Genomic DNA, 23,285 nt, shown 5'->3' with positions numbered 1-23,285 from the left:
CCCATGGACGACCCTTGGGCCGACAGCGGTCCAGGAGACCGTCTGCCCGCCCGCTCGCGCCGCGGTGGCGAAGGCCGCGGCCGCGGGGACGAACAGCAGGACCGAGGCCGCGAGGGGGGATCCTGGGACGGCGGCGGCGGAGGCTTCGAGCGCGTCCCGCCCCAGGACCTCGATGCCGAGCAGTCCGTCCTGGGCGGCATGCTGCTGTCCAAGGACGCCATCGCCGACGTGGTCGAGGTGCTCAAGGGGCACGACTTCTACCGCCCGTCGCACGAGACGATCTACCAGGCCATCCTCGACCTGTACGCCAAGGGCGAGCCTGCCGACCCGATCACCGTCAGCGCCGAGCTGACCCGGCGCGGGGAGATCAGCAAGGTCGGCGGGGCCCCGTACCTGCACACCCTGGTCCAGTCCGTCCCGACGGCGGCGAACGCCGAGTACTACGCGGAGATCGTCCACGAGCGGGCGGTCCTGCGCCGCTTGGTCGCCGCGGGTACGAAGATCACACAGATGGGCTACGCCGCCGACGGGGACGTCGACGAGATCGTCAACAGCGCACAGGCAGAGATCTACGCCGTCACCGAGCAGCGGACCTCCGAGGACTACCTGCCGCTCGGCGACATCATGGAAGGCGCCCTCGACGAGATCGAGGCGATCGGATCGCGCAGCGGACAGATGTCGGGCGTCCCGACCGGCTTCACGGACCTGGACTCGCTGACCAACGGCCTGCACCCGGGTCAGATGATCGTCATCGCCGCCCGTCCCGCGATGGGCAAGTCCACGCTCGCGCTGGACTTCGCGCGCGCCTGCTCCATCAAGGCCAACCTGCCCAGCGTCATCTTCTCCCTCGAAATGGGGCGCAACGAGATCGCGATGCGCCTGCTCTCGGCAGAGGCCCGCGTCGCGCTGCACCACATGCGCTCCGGCACGATGACGGACGACGACTGGACCCGGCTGGCCCGCCGGATGCCCGACGTCTCCGCGGCCCCGCTCTACATCGACGACTCGCCGAACCTGTCGATGATGGAGATCCGCGCGAAGTGCCGCCGCCTCAAGCAGCGCAACGACCTCTCGCTCGTCGTCATCGACTATCTCCAGCTGATGCAGTCGGGCGGCTCGCGCCGGCCCGAGAGCCGTCAGCAGGAGGTCTCGGACATGTCGCGAAACCTGAAGCTCCTGGCGAAGGAGCTGGAGGTCCCGGTGATCGCGCTGTCCCAGCTGAACCGTGGGCCCGAGCAGCGCACCGACAAGAAGCCGATGGTCTCCGACCTGCGTGAGTCCGGCTCGATCGAGCAGGACGCCGACATGGTGATCCTGCTGCACCGCGAGGACGCGTACGAGAAGGAGTCCCCGCGCGCGGGCGAGGCGGACCTGATCGTCGCGAAGCACCGAAACGGCCCGACGGCAACGATCACGGTGGCCTTCCAGGGCCACTATTCCCGCTTCGTGGACATGGCCAACACGTAGCATCCGCTGTATGGATGCCACATCAGAAGATCTTGTCCTCCTTCCCGCGACCCGGCGGGCCCTCGCCCACCGGATCGCGGTCGCACAGCGCGACGGCCGGGCTCCGTCCCTGGTGGCGGCCGTGGTGCGGGGCGGAGAGGTGGTCTGGGAGGGCTCCCGAACCATGGTCGAGGGGCACGGGCCCGACGGGAACGTGCAGTACCGGATCGGGTCGATCACCAAGACGTTCACCGCCGTTCTGGTGATGCGGCTGCGGGACGAGGGGCTGCTCCGGCTCGGCGACCCGGTGGAGAAGTTCCTTCCCGGAACGGGCGTCGGCGAGGTGACCGTGGGCCAACTGCTCAGCCATACGAGCGGGTTGGCCGCCGAGTCGCCCGGCGAGTGGTGGGAGCGGACCGCCGGCACACTGCGCCCGGAGCTCTCCGACGTCCTGGGCGAGCAGCCCTTCCGCTTCGAGCCCGGGCTGCGCCACCACTACTCCAACCCCGGTTACACGCTCCTGGGTTCGCTCGTGGAAGCCCTGCGCGGCAAGCCGTGGGAAGAGGCGCTCCGGGCCGAGGTGCTGGAACCGCTGGGGATGGAGCGCACGACGGCGCAGCCGGTGTCCCCGCACGCGGGCGGCTGGGCGGTGCACCCGTGGGCGGACGTGATGATGCCGGAGCCGCTGGAAGACCTCGGACTCATGGCCCCGGCCGGGCAGTTGTGGTCCACCACCGGCGATCTGGCGAAGTTCGCCGCTTTCCTGGTACGGGGCGACGCGCGCGTGCTGAGCGCCGAGTCGCTGCGGGAGATGCGGACATCGGCCACTCCCCCGGAGCCGGGCCTGGCCGAGCTCGGCTACGGACTCGGGCTGCAGCTCGCGCAGAGCGGCGGGCGCCGCCTCAGCGGCCACACCGGCTCGCTGCCGGGCTTCCTCGCGGTCCTGTGGCTGAGCGAGGCGGACGACGTGGCCGCGGTGGTGCTGGCCAACTGCACCTCGGGGGTGCCGGTCTCGACGGTCGCGGCCGATCTGGTGGCGATCGTCGCGGAGGCGGAGCCGCGCGTGCCCGAGCCGTGGCGGCCGCTGCGGGAGGCCGATCTGGTCGCCCTGGAACTGTGCGGCCCCTGGTACTGGGGTACGTCCGCCCAGGCCGTGCGGCTGACCTATGAGGGGTTCCTGGAGCTGGGACCGGTGGGCGGGAACGGCCGGTCCGCCCGCTTCCGGCCGGAGCCGGACGGCAGCTGGACGGGCCTGAACGGCTACTACGCGGGCGAGAGCCTGCGGGCCGTGCGGCGGCCGGACGGGTCGGTGAGCCATCTCGACCTCGGCTCGTTCGTGTTCACGCGCGAGCCGTACGATCCCGGTGCCCCGGTGCCCGGCGGGGTCGACCCGCAGGGCTGGCGGGGCATCGGCTGACGGCCCGGATGGACCGCACCCGGATGGACCGCACCCGCCTCACCCCGCTGCCTCCCCCGTCCCCTCCGACGCCACGAGTTCGCGTTCCAGCGGGGTGCGCATGCGCGGGGTGACGCGGGCCTCCCCCACCCAGGCGCCGAGCCGGGCGGCCTCGGCGGCGATCGCCCGCTCGGCGGCGCGGCCCGGATCGCCCAGCAGCCGGTGGACGATGGCGCCGTCCGCGCGCTGGGCCCATCCGCCGACGATCTCGCCGTTCCACCACACGGTGGGGCCGATGTTGCCGGCGTAGTCGAAGAGGGCCGGGCGGTGGGCGGGATCGAGGTGGAAGCCGCGGTCCGCCCACCCCATCGCACTGGGGTCGAGAGCGGGCAGCAGGGCCGCCCAGGGCTCCGGGGCGGGTTCGGGCCCGGTGTCCCCGGGGCCGACGAGCGCAGTGGTGCCGTCCTCGAGCCGGACCTCGTCCGGGCCCACCGAGGCGAGTGCCTTGCGCACGTCGGTGAGGGTCCAGCCCGTCCACCACTTGAGGTCGGCCTCGGTGGCCGGACCGTAGGCGTGCAGCCAGCGGCGGGCGACCTCGGCGCGGGCCTCGGCCGGGGGCACGGCGGACCAGGGCTCGGCGTGCACCCAGCGGTACTGGCTGGAGGTCCACGACCCCCGGGGCCGGTCCCGGCGGATCCGGCCGTCCGCGGCCAGCAGGCGGATGACGCGGGTGGCGACGCCCCTCTCCGTCTCGTACTTCTGACCCCGGTTGATGGTGACCTTCTCCCGAAGGACCGGTACGGCGGCCGAGAGCTGGCCGCCGGTCGAGGGGCCGCGGGCGTCGAGTGCGTCGAGCGCGGCGCTCTCGGCCCGGGCCAGCCAGTCGGCGTCGAAGCCCTGGCCGTCCTCGGCGAGCTGCTTGAGGAGGTGCGGCGTTCCTTCGCGGCGATGGCCCGGGCCGTGGAGGAGTCGACGTACGGGGCGAGGCCGGTGGAGACGGCGAAGAGGGTGTTGCGCATGCTGAGCAGCCGCACGAGGCTCACCTCCTCGTACAGCGCCCGCTCGATCGAGAGGGGATCGCTTTCGCCCAGCCGGGCGCGGGCCGAGAGGAAGACGGTCGAGGCATCGGTGGCGTGGAGGGCGACCACCGCGTCCGCGGCCCGGGCCACGTCGGCGGCGCGGGCCGAGGGCGCGAGGCGGTGCCGTCGGCCGAGGCGGTGGCGGCGCTCCGCGGTGGTGATGAGGGGAAGGCTGCTCATCCTCCCGATCGTAGGCCGGGCCGCCGACAGCGCCCCGGCCCACACCCGGTCGCTCAGAGCTGGAGTTTGAACCCGACGTGGGACGCGGTGAAGCCGAGCCGCTCGTAGAAGCGGTGGGCGTCGGTGCGGGTCACGTCGGAGGTGAGCTGGACGAGCGTGCAGCCCTCCGCGCGGGACCGCTCGACCGCCCATTCGACGAACCGGGTGCCGAGGCCGCTGCCGCGCTCGTCGGCGTGGACGCGTACGCCCTCGATGATCGAACGCGTACTCCCCTTGCGGGAAAGTCCGGGGATGATCGTCAGCTGGAGGGTGCCGACCACGCGGCCCTCGCGGACGGCGACGACCACGTGCTGGCGGGGGTCGTCCACCAGCAGTTTGAGCGCCTCCGCGTAGGGGGTGAGATCGTCCGGGGACTCCCGGGCGGCACCGAGCGGGTCGTCGGCCAGCATGGCGACGATCGCCGGCAGGTCCGCCTCCACGGCCGGACGGATGAGCAGGCCGGAAGGGATGTCGGTCATGGTCTGATGCTCCTCGCTCAGCCCGCGGCCACGGTGAGGGGGGCCCAGCGGCGGGTCCAGTCGCCGGGCAGGCCGGGGATGTCCCGCGTCATGACGGTGTTGAACGCGACGGAGTCCAGGCCCCGGTCCTTGAGCCAGTCGAGCAGTTCCTCGTGGCGGACGTCGACATCGGTGCGCAGGGGCCGTTCGGTGGTCGCGGCGAGTGCGGTCACCAGGGCCCGGGCCGCGGCGGTGTCCCGGGCGACCAGCGGTCCGACGACATGGGTCTGCATGTTGGGCCAGAGGGCGCCGTAGCCGGTCAGCTCGCCGGCGGAGTCCTCGGAGACGAACAGCCGGTCCGTGAAGGCGGGCAGCCGGGTGATCAGATGCGTCCGGTCGGCACCGAAGACCTCGGCGTCCAGGCGGAGGATCGCCGGGATGTCCTCGGCGGTGGCCGGCCGGACCCTACCGGCGCCCGTAGTGCCCGTCGCGTCCGGGGCGGCGTCCGACTCGGGACGGAAGACCCCCCGGAGCATCTCGGCGCGGCCGGTGGTGTCGAAGCCGAGCTCCTCGTAGAGGGGGCGGCCGTAGGGAGTGGCGTGCAGGGTGAGGGGGACGCCCTTGAGGAGGTCGTCGCAGATGTACGTCATCAGGCGCCGGCCCAGGCCCTGGCGGGCGTATCGGTCGGCGACGAGAACCATGCCGATGGCGGCGAGTTCGGGATCCGCCAGGGGAGGCCCGTACCGGGTGACCACGCAGGCCGCGGCCAGTCCCTGCCCGTCGGGGGCGTCGATGCCGTAGCCGCGCCCGGCGGTGAGCAGCAGCCCCCATTTGTGGTCCTCGCGGGGCCAGCCGCGGTCTTCGGAGAGATCGGCGCAGTGGCGGAGATCGTCCACGGTCAGTGCGCGGATCGGGAGGTCGATCAGGTGTGGAGGTGTCACGGACCAAGCGTGGTTCATCGGCAGGGGCCCAGTCCAGGGGATTTGGTGGATGTTTCACGTGAAACATCGACCCTGTTTCACGTGAAACATCGCGGGCGGCGGAGGTACTAACCTCGACGGCCATGACCCTCCTGCACCTCTTCGACCTCGACGGGACCCTGATGCACGGCACGTCGGCGCCGGTCGAGATCTCCCGGCAGCTCGGGCTGTCGGCCGAGATCGCCGCGCTCGAGCTGAGCTTCGCCGCACAGGAGACCAGCCCGCACCAGTTCGCGCTGGCGGTCCGGGAGCTCTGGACGGGGCTGACTCCGGCGCACGTCCGGGCGGCCTTCGACGGCGCGCCCTGGCTCACCGGGATCAGGGAGGTCTGGCAGGAGATCCGGGAGCGCGGGGACTACTGCGCGGTGGTCTCGCTGTCGCCGTCCTTCTTCGTGGAGCTCCTGCTGGAGTGGGGCGCGCACGCCGCGCACGGCTCGGTCTTCCCCGAGGTGCCCTTCACGCGACCCGTGGACGTGGCGGGGATCCTGACGCCCGAGCGCAAGGTGATGATCGCCGACCGGCTGTGCGAGCGGTTCGGGGTGAGCCGGGCTGACTGTGTCGCGTACGGGGACTCCGGCACCGATGTGGCGCTCTTCGACGTCGTGCCGCTCGCGGTCGCGGTGAACGCCCGGCCGTTCCTGGCGGAGCGCGCGACGCACGTCTACGAGGGGCGGGACCTGCGGGAGGCATACCAGCTGACTTGGGTGTCACGCACGGGAGTTGAGGCATCTTAAGGGGAAAGTGGGTTCGAAACGCGGATTTCCCGCATTTCCCCGCAGGCTCTGGGGCGGGCTGGCACGCTGTGAAACCCGGAACCACGGATTCGAAGGCCGTGGCGTGTGCAGACCTACCGAGATGTTCGAAGCGAGGCACCGCATGGACGCTCCGCCCACCAGATCGGCAAGACGGGGGACAGCCCGGATACCGTCCGGGGACGGTGCGCCCGAGCCCTCCCCCGATGCCGTGCTCATCCGCCGGACCCTCGCGGAGATCGCACCCGTCGCCGACAAGGTGACCTCCTACTTCTACGCCCTGGTGTTCACGGGACACCCGGAACTGCGGGGCATGTTCCCCGCGGCGATGGACGTACAGCGTGACCGGCTGCTGAAGGCCCTGCTGACGGCCGCCGAGCACATCGACGACCCGGAGGTGCTCACCGCCTACCTGCGCCGGCTGGGCACCGGGCACCGCAAGTACGGCACCCAGCCGGCGCACTACCCCCCGGTGGGAGAAGCCCTGATCGGCGCGCTGGCCCGGTACGCGGAGTCCAGCTGGGGGCCGGAGACCGAGGCCGCGTGGGCCCGGGCGTACACCGCGATCTCCCAGATCATGATCGACGCGGCGGCCGAGGCCGAGACCGAGGCGCCGCCGTGGTGGCATGCGGAGGTGGTCTCGCACGATCTGCGCACGTCCGACATCGCGGTGCTCACCGTCCGCCCCGACCAGCCGTACCCCTTCCTCGCGGGCCAGTACACGAGCCTGGAGACCCCGTGGTGGCCGAGGGTGTGGCGGCACTACTCCTTCGCCTCGGCCCCGCGCGCGGACGGCCTGCTGTCCTTCCACGTCAAGGCCGTTCCGGCGGGATGGGTCTCCAACGCGCTCGTACGGCACGCCCGGCCGGGCGACGTACTGCGGCTGGGGCCGCCGGCGGGGTCGATGGTGGTCGACCACACCACCGACAACGGCATGCTCTGCCTGGGCGGCGGCACCGGCATCGCCCCGATCAAGGCCCTGATCGAGGACGTGGCCGAACACGGCGAACGGCGGCCGGTCGAGGTGTTCTTCGGGGCGCGCAGCGACAACGACCTGTACGACAAGGACACGTTGCTGGGGCTGCAGCGCTCGCACCCCTGGCTGTCGGTGCGCCCGGTGGTCTGCGCGGAGGGGCTGGCCGGACAGCTGCCGCAGGCCGTCGGCACCCACGGGCCCTGGAGCTCCTACGACGCCTTCGTCTCGGGGCCGGCGGCGATGATCCGCAGCGGGGTGGACGCGCTGAAGCGGATCGGAATCCCCGGGGAGCGCATCCTGCACGACGCGGTGGAAGAGCTGGCGGGCGTCGCCGGCTGATTCCGGCAGGCGCCCGCGGTCGGTCGGGATCGGTCGAGGCCGGTCGTGGTCGGCCCACCTCGGGCCGGGATCAGCCCAGGTCGGGGGCGTGCATCGCGCGCACGCCCTCGATGTTGCCGTCGAGGTAGTGGCGCAGGGACAGCGGGACGAGGTGGACGGCCGCGATGCCGACGCGGCTGAAGGGCACGCGCACGATCTCGTACTCGCCCTCCGGCTCGTCGATCTCGGGGCCGTGCCGCTGGCTGGGGTCCATGGATTCGAGGTGGCAGACGAAGAAGTGCTGGACCTTGACGCCGGTCACCCCTCTGTCGGCGATGTGCTCGACGGTGTCGACGAAACAGGGCACGACATCGGTGATCTTCGCGCCGAGTTCCTCGTGGAGCTCGCGGTGGAGGGCTTCGACGACGGTGGGGTCCGAGGATTCCACGCCCCCGCCGGGGGTGAGCCAGTACGGGTCGATGCCGGGCTTGGTGCGCTTGATGAGGATCAGGTCGTCACCGTCGAGCAGGATCGCGCGGGCGGTGCGTTTGACCACTGGACGTTCGGTCATGGGAGAAGAGTGGCCCAGACTTCCGCTTCTGAAACGCGTGCCCTCGAAACACGCGCGCACACGGGGTCCGAGGGACCGGGAGCCGGGAGGTCCGAGCCGCCGGGCGGGAGGCTCGGACCGTCTGTCCGGCGGCTGTTCAGGCGTCCCCGAGCGCCGCGTCGAGGGCCCGCAGCACGTCGGCGACCAGGTCCTCCGTGTCCTCGGCCCCGGCGGAGAAGCGGATGAACCCCTCCGGCACGGCGTCGCCGCCCCACCGCCGGCGCCGCTCCGCCGTGGAGCGCACCCCGCCGAAGCTGGTGGCGTCCTCGACGAGGTGCAGCGAGGCCATGAACCGTTCCGCGTGCGCGCGGTCGGGCAGGGTGAAGGAGACGATCGAGCCGAAGCCGCGCATCTGGCGCGCCGCCGTCTTGTGGGACGGGTCCGAGGGCAGGCCCGGGTAGCGCAGCCCGGTGACGTCGGTGCGGTCGCCGAGGGCCTCCGCGACGGCCAGCGCGTTGGCCCACTGCCGCTGGGCGCGCAGCTGGATGGTGGACAGGGAGCGGTGCGCGAGCCAGGCCTCCATGGGGCCGGGGATCGCGCCGACCACCTTGCGCCAGCGCCGGATGCCCGCGGCGAGCTCCGCGTCCCGGCAGACGACGTAGCCGAGCAGCAGGTCCCCGTGGCCGGTCAGGCCCTTGGTGCCGCTGGCCACCGAGAAATCGGCCCCCAGCTCGAGGGGCCGCTGGCCGAGCGGGGTCGCGAGGGTGTTGTCGACGGCGACCAGGGCTCCGCCGGCGTGCGCCGCGTCCACGAGGCGCCGCACGTCGCAGACGTCGAGCCCGGGGTTGGAGGGGGTCTCCAGCCACAGCAGCCGGGCTCCGCCGAGGACGGAGAGCTGGGCGTCCTCGCCGGTGGGGGCGGTGCGCACGTGGACTCCGTACGCCTCCAACTGCTCCCGGACGAGCGGCAGGACCTGGTAGCCGTCGTCGGGCAGCACGACGGTGTCGCCGGCGCGCGCCTGGGAGAGCAGGACGGCGGAGACGGCGGCCATGCCCGAGGCGAAGACGACGGTGTCGGCCCCGTCCAGCCCGGGGGCCTCCAGTTCCCCGATGGCCCGCTCCAGCAGGGTCCAGGTGGGGTTGGTGTCGCGGCCGTAGGCATAGGGGCCGTCCACGTCTCCGGGGAGGTGGAAGTGGGCGGCGAAGACCGGCCCGGGCAGGGGCGGCTCGTTCTTGACGGGCTCGGGCAGGCCGGCGCGGACGGCCACGGTGCCGTCGCCGAACGGCCGCGGCCGGCGGGGCGCGCTGTCGGGTGCGCTCATGGGGTGTGCTCCTTCACGGCTTCGCGTACGGCGTCCAGCAGGCCGGGGCTCGCCGCCTCGACCAGGCCCAGGCACTCCTCGAATCCGGCGAGGGAGCCGTAGTAGGGATCGGGTACGTCGCCCCGCGCGGCCGGGGCCGCCGGGTCGTAGGACCGCAGCAGCCGGACCTTGGCGGCGTCCTGCGGGGTGGGGGCGAGCGCCCTCAGGTCCCGGACGTGGCCGACGTCGAGCGCGATGACGAGATCGAGCCCGGCGAACCAGGAGGCCCGGAACTGGCGGGCCCGGTGGTCCTGTTCGTACCCGGCGGCCTCGAGGACGGCGACGGTGCGCGGATCGGCGCCGTCCCCCTCGTGCCAGCCGCCGGTGCCGGCGCTGTCGACCCCGACCAGGCCCGCGAGCCCGGCGTCGGCCACGTGGGCGCGGAAGACCGACTCGGCCATGGGCGAGCGGCAGATGTTGCCGGTGCAGACGAAGCACACGCGGTACACGGGCGGCCGCTTCAGTTCTTGTCGGGCAGGACCATGTTCACGGCCCAGGAGACGATGGAGATGATCAGGGCGCCGACGACGGCGGTCCAGAAGCCGTCGACGTGGAAGCTGAGGTCGAACTGATCGGCCAGCCACGAGGTCAGCAGCAGCATCGCCGCGTTCACCACGAGGGTGAACAGTCCGAGGGTGAGGATGAAGAGGGGCAGTGAGAACAGCTTCACCACGGGCTTGACGATGAAGTTGACCAGGCCGAAGATCAGCGCGACCAGCAGCAGCGTGACGGTGCGGCGGCCCAGGCTGCTGCCGTCGTCCAGCGTGATGCCCGCGAGGAGCCAGATGGCGACGGCCAGGGCCGCGGCGTTGGCGAGGGTCTTGAGTACGAAGTTCGTCATGTGTCCGATCGTTGCAGAGATGATCCCGGTGGAACATCAGCTGATCTGCGGATGCTCGGGGCACGAGAGAGCACAAGGGGTGCAAAAACGATGAAGGCCTTCCGGCTGACCGAGCTCGAGGCCGAGCGCGCCGCGAACGAGGGTGCCTACCTGCAGTTCCTGCGCGAGCGGAACATGTCGGTCGGGCTCTACGCGCTGGACGCAGGGCAGACCGATCCGCAACAGCCCCACGGCCAGGACGAGGTGTACTTCGTCGTGAGCGGCCGGGCGTCCATCACCGTCGGGGAGGAGACGACGACGGTGGCCAACGGGAGCGTGGTGTACGTCCCGGCGGGGGTGCCGCACAAGTTCCACCACATCACCGAGAACCTCAAGGTGATGGTGGTCTTCTCCCCGCCGGAGGGGTGAACCGGCAGGCTGGGTGAGGGTTCGGGGCCCGGTCCCCCTAGGGGTCGGATCAGGGGACTGCGGGGGCTCGCGGGCCCCCGCGGGCGCCCGTGGCCTCCTAGCATCGAAAGCAGGAAGTCACGGACAAGGAAGAGGTTGGGACATGGAAGGCATCCGAGGGATATTCGAGGGCACGCCCTGGTGGGTCAAGTGGGTCGCCACTCCGCTGCTGGTGCTCTTCGTCTTCGGCGGTGTGATCACCACCGTCCTGGGCGCGCTGATCAGCTTCCTCTTCAAGGGGCTCCTCCTCGTGGCCCTCGTCGGCGGTCTGATCTTCGTCGTGAAGAAGTTCTCCGGCGGCCGCTCCAAGTCTTCCGCCGGAGAGTGGTAGGACGCACGCGACCGGGGCGGCACCGGGTTAACCCAGGCGAGGGAACGTGAAGCACTAAACCGCTCACAGCCCGGGAATCGGCGGATAGAGTGGCAATCTGTGCCGTTCCCTGGGCACCGAAAGCCGGTACTGCCGCCCTGACCAGCGGTTCTTTCAAACAGCCGCCGAGCACGACCCCCAGGAGTCACGGCGCACGCGGGGGCGGCCCCCGCAGGGTGGGCCCCTCCGGCCCGCCGCCACGCCTGGGGGTGAGCTTTTGTCTTCGGTTCACAACGCCGTGCCGACCCTGATCGGTTCGGTGCAGAGGGCGCTGAGGCTGCTCGAAGCTGTGGGCTCCCATAGCGAGGGAGCCCCGGCCAAACAGCTGGCGCGCGAGGCCGGGCTCCCGCTTCCCACCGCGTACCACCTGCTGCGCACCCTGACGCACGAGGGCTATCTGCGCAGGGAGAGCGGCGTCTTCGTCCTGGGGGACGCCGCGGGCCGGCTGGCCGGTGGCGGGCTTCAGCAGAAACGTCGCAGCATGATCCTCGACTCCCTCGCGCACTTCCGCGACGCGGTCGGGGCCCCCGTCTACTTCGCGGTCTACCGCGAGGGTGAGATCGAAGTCGTCGGCGTATCGGACACCGCGGCCCACCCGGCCTGCGAGGAGTGGGCCGACTTCCGCGAGACCGGCCACGCGCACGCCATCGGGCAGTGCCTGCTCGGCCAGCTCGACGAGAAGACGCGCAAGGACTACTACGACCGGCACCCGGTCGAGGCCGTCACCCCCTACACCGTCCGGGATCTCCACGCCCTCGAGCAGCGGATCGGCTCCATGGAGCGGATGCAGCCGGTGACTGAGCGTCAGGAGTACTCCCTCGGCACGGTGTGCGCGGCCATCCCCATCACCGCGGGCGATACGGCCGCGACCATGGCGATTTCTCTCCCTGTGCACCAAGAGGATCGATTGCTCTATGCGGTCGATCGACTACGGAGTGAAGTAGGCGCGCTGTTGAGCACCCTCTCGTTCTCTATCAGTATCTGAAAACTCACTCCTTGTGATCTGCAAGCGCTTACACCACTCTTGTCAAGAGGGCCTTGGGGGATCATTCCTGGCCACTTCCACTACAGCGGGGTAAGCAATGCGCGAGTCGGTACAGGCAGAGGTCATGATGAGCTTCCTCGTTTCCGAGGAACTCTCGTTCCGGATCCCGGTGGAGCTCCGGTACGAGGCTCGGGACCCCTACGCGGTCCGCCTGACCTTCCACCTTCCCGGAGACGCTCCCGTCACGTGGGCGTTCGGCCGGGAACTTCTTCTCGACGGCATCAACAAGCCGTGCGGCGACGGTGACGTCCACATCGCTCCGACCGACCCGGAGGAGCTGTCCGATGTCCACATCCGACTGCAGGTGGGCGCGGACCGGGCCCTCTTCCGGGCGAGCGCGGCGCCACTCGTGGCGTTCCTGGACCGCACCGACCGAATCGTTCCGCTCGGCCAGGAGCGCAACCTCGGGGACTTCGAGGAGAACCTCGACGAGGCGCTCGACAAAATCCTGGCCGAATCCCAGCAGAACGAGCAGAACGCGGGCTGACGGCGACGCCGTGCGTACGCGGCGCCGCATGTACGCGCACCGGCCTCACGACCCGACGGATTTACGCACCACCGCACACGAGTGACACCGCATCACGGCTCAGCGTGCCGACGCGCTGAGTGCTCCGCATTGCCGTTCCCCGCGACCGGCCGTGTGCGCGGCCTGACCAGTCGCGCCCGCCGGTCCGCCCCTTCAACGCTTGCGCCGCCGGCCCCGGCCGCCGCGCTGCGGCCCCGCGGCCGCCGCGGCCGCCGGGCCCGGCGTGCGGTCGGCGGACACCACCAGCGCGGCCAGCGCCGTCGTCACGGGTACCGAGGCGACCAGTCCGATCGAGCCCACGAGGGTCCGTACGATCTCCTCCGCGACCAGCTCGCTGTTGGCCACCGAACCCATACTGCTGTTCGCGATCGAGAACAGCAGGAGGAGCGGCAGCGCCGCGCCCGCATAGGCCAGTACCAAGGTGTTGACCACGGAGGCGATGTGGTCGCGACCGATCCGGATGCCTGCCCGGTACAGGCCTCGCGGACCCATCGAGGGGTCGGCCTGGTGGAGTTCCCAGACCGCGGACGTCTGGGTGACCGTCACGTCGTCGAGTACGCCCAGCGATCCGATGATGACACCCGCAAGCAGCAAACCGCTCATGTCGATGTCGGGGTAGAGCCCGTGGATCAGCCCGGTGTTGTCGTCGGTGTTGCCGCTGAGGACCGCCCAGTCGATGAACAGCGAGCCCAGCAGGCCGATCAGCAGCAGTGAGACGAGGGTGCCGAGGACCGCGACCGAGGTGCGGGCGGTCAGGCCGTGGCACATGTAGAGCGCGATCAACATGATCGCGCTGGCCCCGACCACCGCCACGACCAGCGGGTTCGATCCCTGAAGGATCGCCGGGAGGATGAAGAGGGTCAGTACGGCGAAGCTGACGGCCAGCGCGATGAGCGCGAACAGCCCGCGCATCCGCCCGACGAGGACGACGGCGAGGGCGAAGATGCCGGCCAGTACGGCCATGGGGAGCTTGCGGTTCACGTCGATCACGGAGTACTGGAGGTCCCGCGGCGCGTCCGGCGCGTAGGCGACCACCACTTCCTGGCCGTTCGTCAACTGGCGTGGCGCGCCGGGCTGGACGATCTCGACGAACTCGCGTCCCTTGTCCGGGCCGCTGCCGACCGCGACGGTGGCCTTCTTGCAGTCGCCGGTCTGGGAGGCCACGGCTTCGCGGCCCTCGGGGGTCGAGGTGTCGCCCGTGGCGGGCACCTGTGCCACGTTCACGGATTTGCAGTCGACCTGCTCCAGCGAGACGACCTTGCCCTGCTGGGTCTGCCGGTCGAATCCCACCCCGGTGCGCTCGTGGCCCGGGGCGCCGCCCGGCCACAGCACCGCCATGCCGATCACCACGGCGGTGGCGAAGGGGATCAGCACGGCCGCGATCACCTTCCGCAGGTGCTTCGACACGGGGGCCGCGGGGCCATGGCTGTGGGAGTGTCCGTGGGAGTGCCCCGGCTCCGGGTGCGCGTGGCCGGTGTGACCGGCGGGATCCGAGGGATCTGTGGGCTCGGTGGGGGGATGCGGCGAGGACGTCACCGGCTGATCATCGCAACAGATGAGGGGGCCCACTGTTCAGCACGCCACAGATGACGCTAGCGTGGGGGCTACTTTGCACAACGCGGGAGCTCGGAGCACCGGGCTGAGAGGGCGCTGATCACCGTACGCACATCAGAGATGTGTACGGGAAGAGGCTGCGTCGACCGCCGAACCTGTTACCGGGTAATGCCGGCGTAGGGAGATCAGGTCTCATGACCATTCAGGACGCACGCACGCCTGCCGTCAGCCAGGACGCCGACGGCCAGACCGAGCGCCAGCCCGGCTGGCACAAGGGATACCTGGCGGGCTCCCGGCCCGACATCCGGGTGCCGGTCCGCCAGGTCCACCTCACCAACGGCAAGGACGTGACGCTCTACGACACGTCCGGGCCGTACACCGACCCGCAGACCGAGACCGACGTCCGCCGCGGCCTGGCGCCGCTGCGCGAGAACTGGATCATCGGCCGCGGCGACACCGAGGAGTACGCGGGCCGTCCCGTGCGCCCCGAGGACGACGGCATCAAGCACACCTCGCCGCGCGGTGGCCTCAAGAACCTCGACGCGGTCTTCCCGGGTCGCCCGCGCCAGCCCCGCCGGGGCCGTGGCGGCGCCGCCGTCACGCAGCTCGCGTACGCCCGCCGGGGCGAGATCACCCCGGAGATGGAGTACGTCGCGATCCGCGAGAACGTCTCCCCCGAGGTCGTCCGCGAGGAGATCGCCGCAGGTCGCGCGGTCATGCCGGTGAACGTGAACCACCCCGAGATCGAGCCGATGATCATCGGCAAGCGGTTCCTGGTGAAGGTCAACGCCAACATCGGCAACTCCGCCGTCACCTCCTCGATCGAGGAGGAGGTCGACAAGATGACCTGGGCGACCAAGTGGGGCGCCGACACGGTCATGGACCTCTCGACCGGCCGCAACATCCACACCACCCGCGAGTGGGTGCTGCGCAACTCTCCCGTTCCGATCGGCACCGTGCCGCTGTACCAGGCGCTGGAGAAGGTCGACGGCCGTGCCGAGGACCTGACCTGGGAGATCTACAAGGACACGGTCATCGAGCAGGCCGAGCAGGGCGTCGACTACATGACGGTCCACGCCGGCGTGCTGCTGTCGTACGTGCCGCTGACCGCGCGCCGCAAGACCGGCATCGTCTCGCGCGGCGGTTCGATCATGGCAGCGTGGTGCCTGGCACACCACAAGGAGAACTTCCTCTACACGAACTTCGAGGAGCTCTGCGAGATCCTCGCGACGTACGACGTCACCTACTCGCTGGGTGACGGGCTGCGTCCCGGTTCGATCGCGGACGCCAACGACGCGGCGCAGTTCGCGGAGCTGAAGACGCTGGGCGAGCTGAACACGATCGCCAAGCGGTACAACGTGCAGACGATGATCGAGGGCCCCGGGCACGTCCCGATGCACAAGATCAAGGAGAACATCGACCTTCAGCAGGAGATCTGCGAGGAGGCGCCGTTCTACACGCTCGGCCCGCTGACCACGGACGTCGCGCCCGCCTACGACCACATCACCTCGGGCATCGGCGCCGCGATGATCGCCTGGTGGGGCACCGCGATGCTCTGCTACGTCACGCCCAAGGAGCACCTGGGCCTGCCGAACCGCGACGACGTGAAGACCGGCGTCATCACGTACAAGATCGCGGCGCACGCGGCAGACCTGGCCAAGGGCCACCCGGGCGCCCAGGAGTGGGACGACGCCCTGTCGGACGCGCGGTTCGAGTTCCGCTGGGAGGACCAGTTCAACCTGGCCCTCGACCCGGACACGGCCCGTGAGTTCCACGACGAGACCCTCCCGGCCGAACCGGCGAAGACCGCGCACTTCTGCTCCATGTGCGGTCCGAAGTTCTGCTCGATGAAGATCTCGCAGGACATCCGCCGGCAGCACGGCGGCGACCTCAAGGCCGAGGAGATCCAGGCGGGCATGGCGGAGAAGTCCGCCGAGTTCGCGGCCGCGGGCAACCGCGTGTACCTCCCGCTGGCCGACTGACCCCGTCGGACCGACCGGCCCGCGACCTTCATGGGGGGAGTCGCGGGCCGCTGTCGTTACTGGGGTGCGCCTGTTCGCTGGGCCGCGCGGAGGCGCTCGACCTGCTGGGCGATGAGGTCGGCTGGGAACGATGAGGTTCCGCCCACGTTGAGCGCCGAGAAGGACGCGATGGTGTTGCCCGTCCGCACGACGACGAACGTCTTGTTTCCGGTCCAACCCTCGCCTTCGTAGGTCCGGCAGGAGGAGAGCGACTGCTTGAGATCCGCGAAGCGCCGCTCGGCTCGCCGTTCTTTGAAGGCGACAGCCTTCAGCTGCGCCGGCGTCAGCGGTGCCACCGCCACCGTCCCCTCGGCCGAGGGGACGGGAGACGGTGTCCCAGAAGATCTCGCAGGACATCCGCCGCTCAGCGCGCCCGCTGCTTCTTCAGGATGCAGCGCTCGCCGTGGTCGGGATCGCCGATGTACGTCCACAGCGTCGGGGCCGCGGTCGTGCCGGTCGCCTCGTACTGGGTGCTCGCTTCATCCGGGCCGAAGGCGATGCGCACGGTCGACTGCGGTGGCCCGCCCCCGATCGGTGTGTCCGAGTCCGTGTCCCAGGTGCCTGTGCCCGTCCTGACCGGGGTGGGATCGGATCCGGAACCCGCCCCGCTCTCGGGGTCGGAGTAGTCGCCACAGGCGGATGAGGCACTGAACGTCCCGTCCCCGGCCAGGACGAGGCTGCCGCCCCGTTCGTCCGTCCACACTCCCGCCAGCTCGGCATCGGTCAGCACGACGGCGTCGCCCGGAGCTCCCGGGACCCAAAGCCGTCCCAGGGCGATCAGCGCGACCAGCAGCACCGGCGCGAGGACGGTTGCCAGGACTGCCAGCGCGGCGCAGCCCAAGGCTCCGGTGCAACCACCGATGGCGAGCCACTTGCCGAGTCGCCGGTGCGGGACGGGGCTCCACGGCGCGGTGGGCCGGTGGCCGGCAGTCGACATGGGCTTTCCTCGGTCTTGGCGTCGGCCACGGTTCCGGCCGCCAACGCCATCATCCACGGCCCCCGGCTACGCAGCAGCGGGGGGTCCGTCGATCTGACCTCAGGTCGGGCGGCGCACACGCCGGCCCGCTTTCGACCCGGCACTAGGCGGGTGAGTGCTCCGATGTTTCACGTGAAACAGGGACCGATGTTTCACGTGAAACACGGCTCACCGCGAAGTCCCGATTGGCTTCGGTCTGGCGCCGGTAGGACTCCGGCAGATCGGGCAGGGCCAGCAGTCGGTCGCAGGCGCGCAGCGAGGCGGACATGTCCCCCACCCAATACGCGGTGATGGAGTGCTCGAAGAGCAGCCCCCACCGGTACACCCACGGCTGGACGAAGAGCAGGTCCTCCGGCTCCGGCCGGTCCAGAACCGCCCTGGTGATCGCGTGCGCGGTGTGGTGGCGCCCCAGCAGGCGCAGCCTGGAAGCGAGTTCGTAGCAGGCCTCCAGGCGGGCAGGCCGGGACTCCCAGGCCCGGGAGAGGGCGTCCAGGGCTGCGGGGTGGTCCCCGGACTCGCCGTTCAGGACGCCGACTTGGAGCAGGGCGAAGTAGACCTCCTCGTTCCACCCGCCCATGGCCGCGCGGCGCTCGTAGAGGCGGATGGCCTCGGCGGTGTCGCCCATGTCGCGCATCGTCTGGGCGAGGTAGAAGACGGTGCGGGGGTTCGACGGGTCCCGCAGCAGTTCTGCGCCGAGCAGGCGCGCGTCCCGCTCGAACTTGTCGTGTCGGGAGCCGCCGTCCGCGTAGTCCTCGATCACCAGTGCGTCCAGGTTCTCCTGGATTCCGGGGCGCTGGTCGTTCTCGTCGGGGCGGTCGCAGGTGAGGTACTCGTGGGTGACGCCCTCGTACCGCCAGGGAAGGCCGGCGCGGACCAGGCGTTTGATCCGGTACTCGGTCGTGCCCTCGTGGCGCAGCATGTACGAGTCCGCGGTGAGCGGGGGCAGCCGGCCGGTGCGGCGCAGGACGAGGTCGGCGTCGAGGAGCAGCAGGTAGTCGGCCTTGCCGCGGGCATGGCCGATGTTCAGGCTCCGGTTGTGCCCGAAGTTCGTCCAGGGCTCCTCGCGGAGTTCTCCGGGGATGCCGCGCAATGCTTCGCGGACGAGGTCCTGGGTGCCGTCGGTGGAACCCGTGTCGGAGATGACCCAGGTGTCGATGAGGTCCCGCACGGAGTCGAGGCAGCGCTCGATGACGGCGGCCTCGTTCTTCACGATCATGCAGAGGCAAATGGTCGGCTTCACGGCGGCTGACCCTAGGGACGGCCTTCGGCCGGGCGGGTGCGCCGCGCCGGTGTGTGGCCCCGAGTGGCCGTGTCCCGGGCGGCCAAGTGGCCGTGCGCGCTGCTCCGTTCCGCTGACCGATGGGCGCGCCGGTCGGACTCGGGAGATTCGGATCCTCAGGATGGCCCGCGGAGCCTGGTCTTGTTTCCGGGCTTCGTAGGTTCATTCGATCCGGTGTGCGCGAGGAGCGGTAGATGAGTTCTGAGAAGAAGGCCCGTACGTACCTGGGGCCGGTGCCCCGACGGGCCGGGTGGCTGGTGGGAGGCACGTTCGCCTCGGTGGCCCTGGTGCTGGCGGGAATGGCGTCCCCGGCCGTCGGGCTGGCCGCGGCGTCCGGAAATTCGGACTCCTGCAAGTCCGGGCAGCACAGGCCGGACGCCACCCGGGCCCAGGACGCGGCTGTCGAGACCGTGCAGCTGGATCGCGACGACAAGTGCAAGGTGGGCCCGACCGGCCCACGGGGTCCGCGCGGACCCAAGGGGCAAACGGGTAACACGGGACCGACGGGTCCGCGCGGCTACACCGGTCCGACCGGCCCGACCGGTCCGACGGGTACGGCGGGCACCAACGGTCTGACGGGTCCGACCGGTCCGACGGGTACGGCGGGCACCAACGGTCTGACGGGTCCGACCGGTCCCACCGGCCCGCGGGGCGCCAGCGGCGTGTGTTACGACGTCGACGCCCACCGGCCCGCGGCATCTCGCGAGGTCAAGGCGGTGCTCTCGGCAGGCGTCACCTACGCCGGCATCCGCGACCTGCAGCCCAACGTGACCCCCTGGCGCTGGTACGACCTGACCACTACGGGGGAGACCTACCCCGAAGACGCGTGTGCGGTGTCGATCTCCGAGCAGGCCAACATCGTCAACGTCGAGGTGCTGACCACGGGTGGCCTCGTCTACGAGACCTCCTGCGACATCGACCCCGGTACTCCGGACGCACTCGTCTGCACCGGGGTGTGGGCGGCAGCGAGTCCTCAGCCCACCCCGGGTGCGAACGGCCTGGCCCGGTTCGCGCACAAGGCGCTGAGCAGGGAGGACCGCAACATCAAGCCCGTGGAGACCAAGTAGCGGGAAGTCACCGCGGCTCGGACTCCGGGCCGCCGAAGTCCGGGCTGGTGAAGTCCGGAGACGAGTAGCCGGGACGGGGACCCTCCGAAGGGGCCCCGGGGCTGGTGAAATCGGGCCGGGTGTATCCCAGGTTGGGGATGCGCCCGGCCCCCGGTTTGCGCTGGGTCGGAAGCGCGGCAGCCGCGCTGGGGTCGGCCAGCGCGTCCCGCAGGAACGGCATGATGCCGCGCTCCAGCAGGGCGTTGCGCCAGGCTTCCCGGGCCCGCGCCACCTCGTCGGGCACCGCTTCGGTCTCGTCCGCCACGACCTCGGTGGAACTGTTGCGGACCGCCGTCACCAGCAGGCCGATGACGGCGAAGAGCAGGGCCGCGGCCGTGAGCCCGCCGAAGAGCCAGCCCGCCGTCAGCATCGTTTCGGCGAAGGCGGGTTCGGGCTCGATCATCTTCAGGATGTAGCCCACCATCAGGAAGATCAGCATGGCGGTGCCGGCCAGGACCGGCGCGAGGACCGCGACCACGGCACTGACGCCCGCGCCGCCTCCCGTGCCCTGTCCGCCGCCCTCCTCCGCCGTGGTTCCGGGCGTGGACAGGATCTCGTCCTGCCGCTGCTTGCGGACCTTCACGTAGTGGTCGTACTCGGCCGCCGCCGCGGCTGTCAGCAGCGCGGTGGCCCCCATGGCCATGGTGCGCAGCTGTTCGGCGTTCAGCCGTTCGCCTATGGAGGCGAGCTCGGGCCGGTCGTTCGCTGTGCGCAGCGCCTCTTCGAGGAGCCGATCGAACTCCGGTCGGTCTTCGGTGAGCAGGTGCGGAGCGCTGGTCATGTGCATCCCCCGATGCTCCGTAGAAGCCGGTATGCCCGCGTAGACCCGGGCGCCGGCACAAACGGAGGAGAGCCTGCTACGGATAGAGCGATGGTAGAGCGCCCATGCCGTGCCTTGACAGGGGCTTTCCGGAAATACCCTGCTCCGGGAAGCCCTAGTCGTTCAGCGGGAGTTGTACGACGAGCAGTTTGCCCGCCATGGTGACACCGCCGTCCATGGCGATGGCCAGGCCTTCCGCGTAGACGTGGGGGCCCACCACGGCCTCCGGACCGCGCGACGCGTCGCCGTCCTCGGTGCCCACCTCGCCCAGCAGGTACGGGATGGGACTGTGCCCGTGCACGACGCGGCTGCCGCCGTAGGTGCCGAGGAGCTCGCGGACGGCAGCGGGGCCGCTGTCCTCGTCCCGGAAGGCGAAGCGCTTGGTGAACTTGCGGAACAGGTCCCAGGTGATGTCGGCGTCGTTGCGGTTGAGCAGCTCGTGGATGGTGTCGTTCACGTCCTCGACCGAGTCGCCGTAGTCGAGGTAGGCGGTGGTGTCGGAGTGCAGGAGCAGGTGGTCCTCCACGAGGACCGCCGCGTCCAGCCGGGACATCCACTGCAGGTGGACGTCCTGGAGGCGCTCCATGTCGGTGCGCTGCCCGCCGTTGAGGAGCCAGGCCGCCTGGAAGGTGGCGGTGCCGGCGCCGGAGGCGACGGGCGTGTCGCCGAACCGCTTGGCGCCGATGAGGAGCAGCTCGTGGTTGCCCATGAGCGCCTTGCAGTAGCCGCCGGCGGCGGCGGCCTCGGCGGAGAGCCGCATGACGAGGTCGATGACCCCGATGCCGTCGGGGCCGCGATCGGTGAAGTCGCCGAGGAACCAGAGCCGGGCGTTGCCGGCGGACCAGTTGTGGTCGGCGTCGATGAGCCCCTGCGCCCGCAGCTCGGTGACGAGTTCGTCGAGGTAGCCGTGGACGTCGCCGACGACGTAGAGCGGGCCCGGGCCGTCCGCCGAGGCTTCCTGGGGGACGTACTGGACCTGGACGGTGTCACCGGGGCCGCCGAGGGCGCCGAGCCCGATGACGGGCAGGTCCCGCTGCGTCGGGGTGTAGCCCTCGTCGGGCTCGTCCTCCTCCGCGGCGTGGCCCATGGCGCGCACGGGTTCGCCGTAGCCATGTCCGTAGCCGTACCCGTGCTGTGGGGGGACGGGAGCCGGGGGCTGGTCGTAGTACGCGGGGTACGCGCCGTGGACGGAGGCGGCACCGGGAAGCCCGGTCGGCGCCGCGATCACGGCATGCGGGGCTGGTTCGGCGACCGGCAACCGGAAGTCCCGCTCGGTGTCAGTCCGCACCGCGGGTCCCTGACCGGCCCCCTGAGTCATCGACCCCTCCACCACCGTCGCGCTGCCGTACACCTGCGGACCCTTCCGCCTCCGGGGCGGAGGGTCCGTGATGTCGTGCGCCCATCATAGGAATGCAGCTCGCGCTCTGTGACGCACCAGGGGTGGTGAATCCTGTCCGGAGCCGTTCGTTCCTGGTGTTTTCTCCCGATATCGGTGTTGCTGAAATCCTCGGCGGGGCCGGCGGCCCCGCCGGTGGGCCGGCGTGGTGGTCAGTCCTGCGCCGGGGAGCGGGGCGGACTGACGGTCGTACGGGGCTGCCTGCGCTGGGAGGAGGTGCGGATGATCAGCTCGGTCGGGACGACTTGTTCGACGGGGCCACCCGTGTCGACGCCCTCGATGGCGTCGATGAGCAGCTGTACGACGGCGGTGCCGATGCGGCGCGGTTTGAGGGACAGGGTGGTGATGGGCGGTTCGGTGTTGGCGTACACGGTGGATTCGCTGCAGCACACGAGCAGCAGGTCTTCGGGAACGCGCAGGCCGTAGCGCCGGGCGGCGGCCAGCAGGTCGGTGCCGTTGGGGTCGAAGAGCCCGTAGACGGCATCGGGCCGGTCGGGCCGGGCGAGCAGCCGGTCGGCGGCGACGGCGCCGGCGCACGGATCGTGGGCGGGGTAGGACTCGTAGACGGGATCCTGGCCCACGCGCTCGCACCAGTTCAGGTAGGCGGTGGTGGAGAGCCGGGTGTAGGTGTCGGTGGTGGTGCCGGTCAGCAGCCCGATGCGGCGGGCGCCGGCGGCGGCGAGGTGGTCGAGGAGGCCCAGTACGGCGGCCTCGTGATCGTTGTCGACCCACGCGGTGACGGGGAGTGAACCGGCCGGGCGGCCGTCCGAGACCACGGGCAGGCCCTGGCGGACCAGTTCGGTGACGACGGGATCGTGGTCGGAGGGGTCGATGACGACGGTGCCGTCGAGGGCCACGTTGGACCAGACGTCGTGTCGGGAGGTGGCGGGGAGGATGACGAGGGCGTAGCCGCGAGCGAGCGCGGCGGAGGTGGCGGCCCTGGCCATCTCGGCGAAGTACGCGAATTCGGTGAAGGTGAAAGGTTCATCCCCGTACGTAGTCACGGTCAGGCCGATGAGGCCCGACTTGCCGGTACGGAGGGTGCGGGCCGCCGCGGAGGGGCGGTAGCCCAGCCGGTCTGCGACTTCGCGAACGTGGCGGCGGGTGGCGTCCGGCAGCCGCCCCTTGCCATTGAGCGCGTCGGAGACGGTCGTGATCGAGACGCCCGCCGCGGCGGCCACGTCCCTGATGCCGGCCCGGCTTTGTCGGCCGGCGGCCCGCCGGGTGGTCTCGGTCCGGCTCACCTGATGCTTCCCTGCTGCTGTCATGGCGTGCCGATAGTAGGGCTCGGTGGCCCGGGTGGTCCGGATGCATATGCAGGCGTTGACAGGCACGATTCTGCACGGTTCGCCACCCCCAATGACCTTGGA

At 70.8% G+C, this 23,285-nt stretch carries 23 protein-coding genes, 1 pseudogene and 1 riboswitch; of the genes and pseudogenes, 10 read left to right on the top strand and 14 right to left on the bottom strand.

All coding sequences use genetic code 11. The annotated features are described in order from the left end of the window. The first annotated feature begins 3 nt into the window (after positions 1-3). Entirely contained in the window at positions 4-1,467 is a 1,464-nt protein-coding gene (dnaB, locus tag DRB89_RS04995; protein ID WP_112453339.1) for a replicative DNA helicase, read from the top strand. A gap of 10 nt (positions 1,468-1,477) precedes the next feature. Further along, positions 1,478-2,863, top strand: coding sequence for a serine hydrolase domain-containing protein (locus DRB89_RS04990; RefSeq protein WP_112448336.1), 1,386 nt, complete (start codon positions 1,478-1,480; stop codon positions 2,861-2,863). Between the two features lie 39 nt (positions 2,864-2,902). Here the strand turns inward: DRB89_RS04990 and DRB89_RS04985 are convergent. The 3 genes and pseudogenes from DRB89_RS04985 to DRB89_RS04975 form a co-directional block, all read right to left on the bottom strand. Beyond that, a pseudogene (locus tag DRB89_RS04985) lies at positions 2,903-4,101 on the bottom strand (winged helix DNA-binding domain-containing protein). A gap of 53 nt (positions 4,102-4,154) precedes the next feature. Continuing rightward, complete coding sequence (locus tag DRB89_RS04980; protein ID WP_112448337.1) at positions 4,155-4,619, bottom strand: GNAT family N-acetyltransferase; 465 nt, start codon at positions 4,617-4,619, stop codon at positions 4,155-4,157. Between the two features lie 17 nt (positions 4,620-4,636). Then, positions 4,637-5,539: a GNAT family N-acetyltransferase gene (locus DRB89_RS04975; RefSeq protein WP_112448338.1), complete on the bottom strand. Its 903-nt coding sequence runs from the start codon at positions 5,537-5,539 to the stop codon at positions 4,637-4,639. A 122-nt stretch (positions 5,540-5,661) separates the two neighbouring features. On the opposite strand from DRB89_RS04975, the gene DRB89_RS04970 reads away from it, so the two are divergent. Both DRB89_RS04970 and DRB89_RS04965 read left to right on the top strand, forming a co-directional pair. Further along, the gene (locus DRB89_RS04970; protein WP_112448339.1) at positions 5,662-6,312 is read left to right on the top strand and encodes an HAD-IB family phosphatase; all 651 of its coding nucleotides are present in this window, start codon (positions 5,662-5,664) and stop codon (positions 6,310-6,312) included. A gap of 121 nt (positions 6,313-6,433) precedes the next feature. Beyond that, positions 6,434-7,645, top strand: a complete 1,212-nt coding sequence (locus DRB89_RS04965) for a globin domain-containing protein (RefSeq protein WP_112448340.1) — start codon at positions 6,434-6,436, stop codon at positions 7,643-7,645. Between the two features lie 70 nt (positions 7,646-7,715). Here DRB89_RS04965 and DRB89_RS04960 read toward each other — a convergent pair whose 3' ends face one another. The 4 genes from DRB89_RS04960 to DRB89_RS04945 all read right to left on the bottom strand — a co-directional run bounded on the left by DRB89_RS04960 (position 7,716) and on the right by DRB89_RS04945 (position 10,375). Further along, complete coding sequence (locus DRB89_RS04960; protein ID WP_112448341.1) at positions 7,716-8,195, bottom strand: NUDIX hydrolase; 480 nt, start codon at positions 8,193-8,195, stop codon at positions 7,716-7,718. A gap of 136 nt (positions 8,196-8,331) precedes the next feature. Continuing rightward, positions 8,332-9,495: a cystathionine gamma-lyase gene (locus tag DRB89_RS04955; protein WP_112448342.1), complete on the bottom strand. Its 1,164-nt coding sequence runs from the start codon at positions 9,493-9,495 to the stop codon at positions 8,332-8,334. Beyond that, positions 9,492-9,983, bottom strand: coding sequence for a low molecular weight protein-tyrosine-phosphatase (locus DRB89_RS04950; RefSeq protein WP_112448343.1), 492 nt, complete (start codon positions 9,981-9,983; stop codon positions 9,492-9,494). The genes DRB89_RS04955 and DRB89_RS04950 overlap by 4 nt, the downstream gene beginning before the upstream one ends. Before the next feature lie 11 nt (positions 9,984-9,994). After that, positions 9,995-10,375: a phage holin family protein gene (locus DRB89_RS04945; protein ID WP_112448344.1), complete on the bottom strand. Its 381-nt coding sequence runs from the start codon at positions 10,373-10,375 to the stop codon at positions 9,995-9,997. A gap of 90 nt (positions 10,376-10,465) precedes the next feature. Between DRB89_RS04945 and DRB89_RS04940 the strand changes: the two genes are divergently transcribed. From DRB89_RS04940 to DRB89_RS04925, 4 genes are all read left to right on the top strand, one after another. Then, a complete protein-coding gene (locus DRB89_RS04940; protein ID WP_112448345.1) occupies positions 10,466-10,783 on the top strand; it encodes a cupin domain-containing protein in 318 nt (105 codons plus the stop codon). A 142-nt stretch (positions 10,784-10,925) separates the two neighbouring features. Next, complete coding sequence (locus DRB89_RS04935) at positions 10,926-11,153, top strand: DUF5326 family protein (protein ID WP_204357691.1); 228 nt, start codon at positions 10,926-10,928, stop codon at positions 11,151-11,153. Between the two features lie 286 nt (positions 11,154-11,439). Continuing rightward, complete coding sequence (locus DRB89_RS04930; RefSeq protein WP_112453341.1) at positions 11,440-12,177, top strand: helix-turn-helix domain-containing protein; 738 nt, start codon at positions 11,440-11,442, stop codon at positions 12,175-12,177. Between the two features lie 97 nt (positions 12,178-12,274). Next, positions 12,275-12,724, top strand: coding sequence for an SsgA family sporulation/cell division regulator (locus tag DRB89_RS04925; protein WP_112448346.1), 450 nt, complete (start codon positions 12,275-12,277; stop codon positions 12,722-12,724). A 192-nt stretch (positions 12,725-12,916) separates the two neighbouring features. Here DRB89_RS04925 and DRB89_RS04920 read toward each other — a convergent pair whose 3' ends face one another. Further along, on the bottom strand, positions 12,917-14,332 hold the full coding sequence (locus DRB89_RS04920) for a YibE/F family protein (protein ID WP_112448347.1): 1,416 nt from the start codon (positions 14,330-14,332) through the stop codon (positions 12,917-12,919). 39 nt (positions 14,333-14,371) lie between these two features. Further along, positions 14,372-14,517, top strand: a riboswitch (TPP riboswitch). On the opposite strand from DRB89_RS04920, the gene thiC reads away from it, so the two are divergent. Continuing rightward, on the top strand, positions 14,512-16,299 hold the full coding sequence (gene thiC, locus DRB89_RS04915; RefSeq protein ID WP_112448348.1) for a phosphomethylpyrimidine synthase ThiC: 1,788 nt from the start codon (positions 14,512-14,514) through the stop codon (positions 16,297-16,299). Its footprint overlaps the riboswitch before it by 6 nt. A 56-nt stretch (positions 16,300-16,355) precedes the next feature. Here thiC and DRB89_RS04910 read toward each other — a convergent pair whose 3' ends face one another. From DRB89_RS04910 to DRB89_RS04900, 3 genes are all read right to left on the bottom strand, one after another. Further along, positions 16,356-16,634, bottom strand: a complete 279-nt coding sequence (locus DRB89_RS04910) for a hypothetical protein (RefSeq protein ID WP_162688473.1) — start codon at positions 16,632-16,634, stop codon at positions 16,356-16,358. 68 nt (positions 16,635-16,702) lie between these two features. Further along, on the bottom strand, positions 16,703-17,275 hold the full coding sequence (locus tag DRB89_RS04905) for a hypothetical protein (RefSeq protein ID WP_112448350.1): 573 nt from the start codon (positions 17,273-17,275) through the stop codon (positions 16,703-16,705). Positions 17,276-17,417: 142 nt separating this feature from the next. Next, complete coding sequence (locus DRB89_RS04900) at positions 17,418-18,530, bottom strand: glycosyltransferase (RefSeq protein ID WP_112448351.1); 1,113 nt, start codon at positions 18,528-18,530, stop codon at positions 17,418-17,420. A gap of 257 nt (positions 18,531-18,787) precedes the next feature. Between DRB89_RS04900 and DRB89_RS42710 the strand changes: the two genes are divergently transcribed. Further along, complete coding sequence (locus DRB89_RS42710) at positions 18,788-19,660, top strand: collagen-like protein (protein WP_204357692.1); 873 nt, start codon at positions 18,788-18,790, stop codon at positions 19,658-19,660. 7 nt (positions 19,661-19,667) lie between these two features. On the opposite strand, the gene DRB89_RS04890 is transcribed toward DRB89_RS42710, so the two are convergent. From DRB89_RS04890 to DRB89_RS04880, 3 genes are all read right to left on the bottom strand, one after another. Then, positions 19,668-20,486 (bottom strand): hypothetical protein, encoded by an 819-nt coding sequence (locus tag DRB89_RS04890; protein ID WP_112448352.1) that lies wholly within the window; start codon positions 20,484-20,486, stop codon positions 19,668-19,670. Positions 20,487-20,634: 148 nt separating this feature from the next. Next, a complete protein-coding gene (locus DRB89_RS04885; RefSeq protein ID WP_239516018.1) occupies positions 20,635-21,837 on the bottom strand; it encodes a metallophosphoesterase in 1,203 nt (400 codons plus the stop codon). A 230-nt stretch (positions 21,838-22,067) separates the two neighbouring features. Continuing rightward, positions 22,068-23,183: a LacI family DNA-binding transcriptional regulator gene (locus DRB89_RS04880; protein WP_112448353.1), complete on the bottom strand. Its 1,116-nt coding sequence runs from the start codon at positions 23,181-23,183 to the stop codon at positions 22,068-22,070. Between the last annotated feature and the right edge of the window lie 102 nt (positions 23,184-23,285).

This window comes from Streptomyces sp. ICC4 (assembly GCF_003287915.1).
Taxonomy (GTDB): Bacteria; Actinomycetota; Actinomycetes; order Streptomycetales; family Streptomycetaceae; genus Streptomyces; species Streptomyces tritrimontium.
Note: the sequence above shows the minus strand (reverse complement) of the source record. Positions and strands in the feature narration are given on the sequence as shown.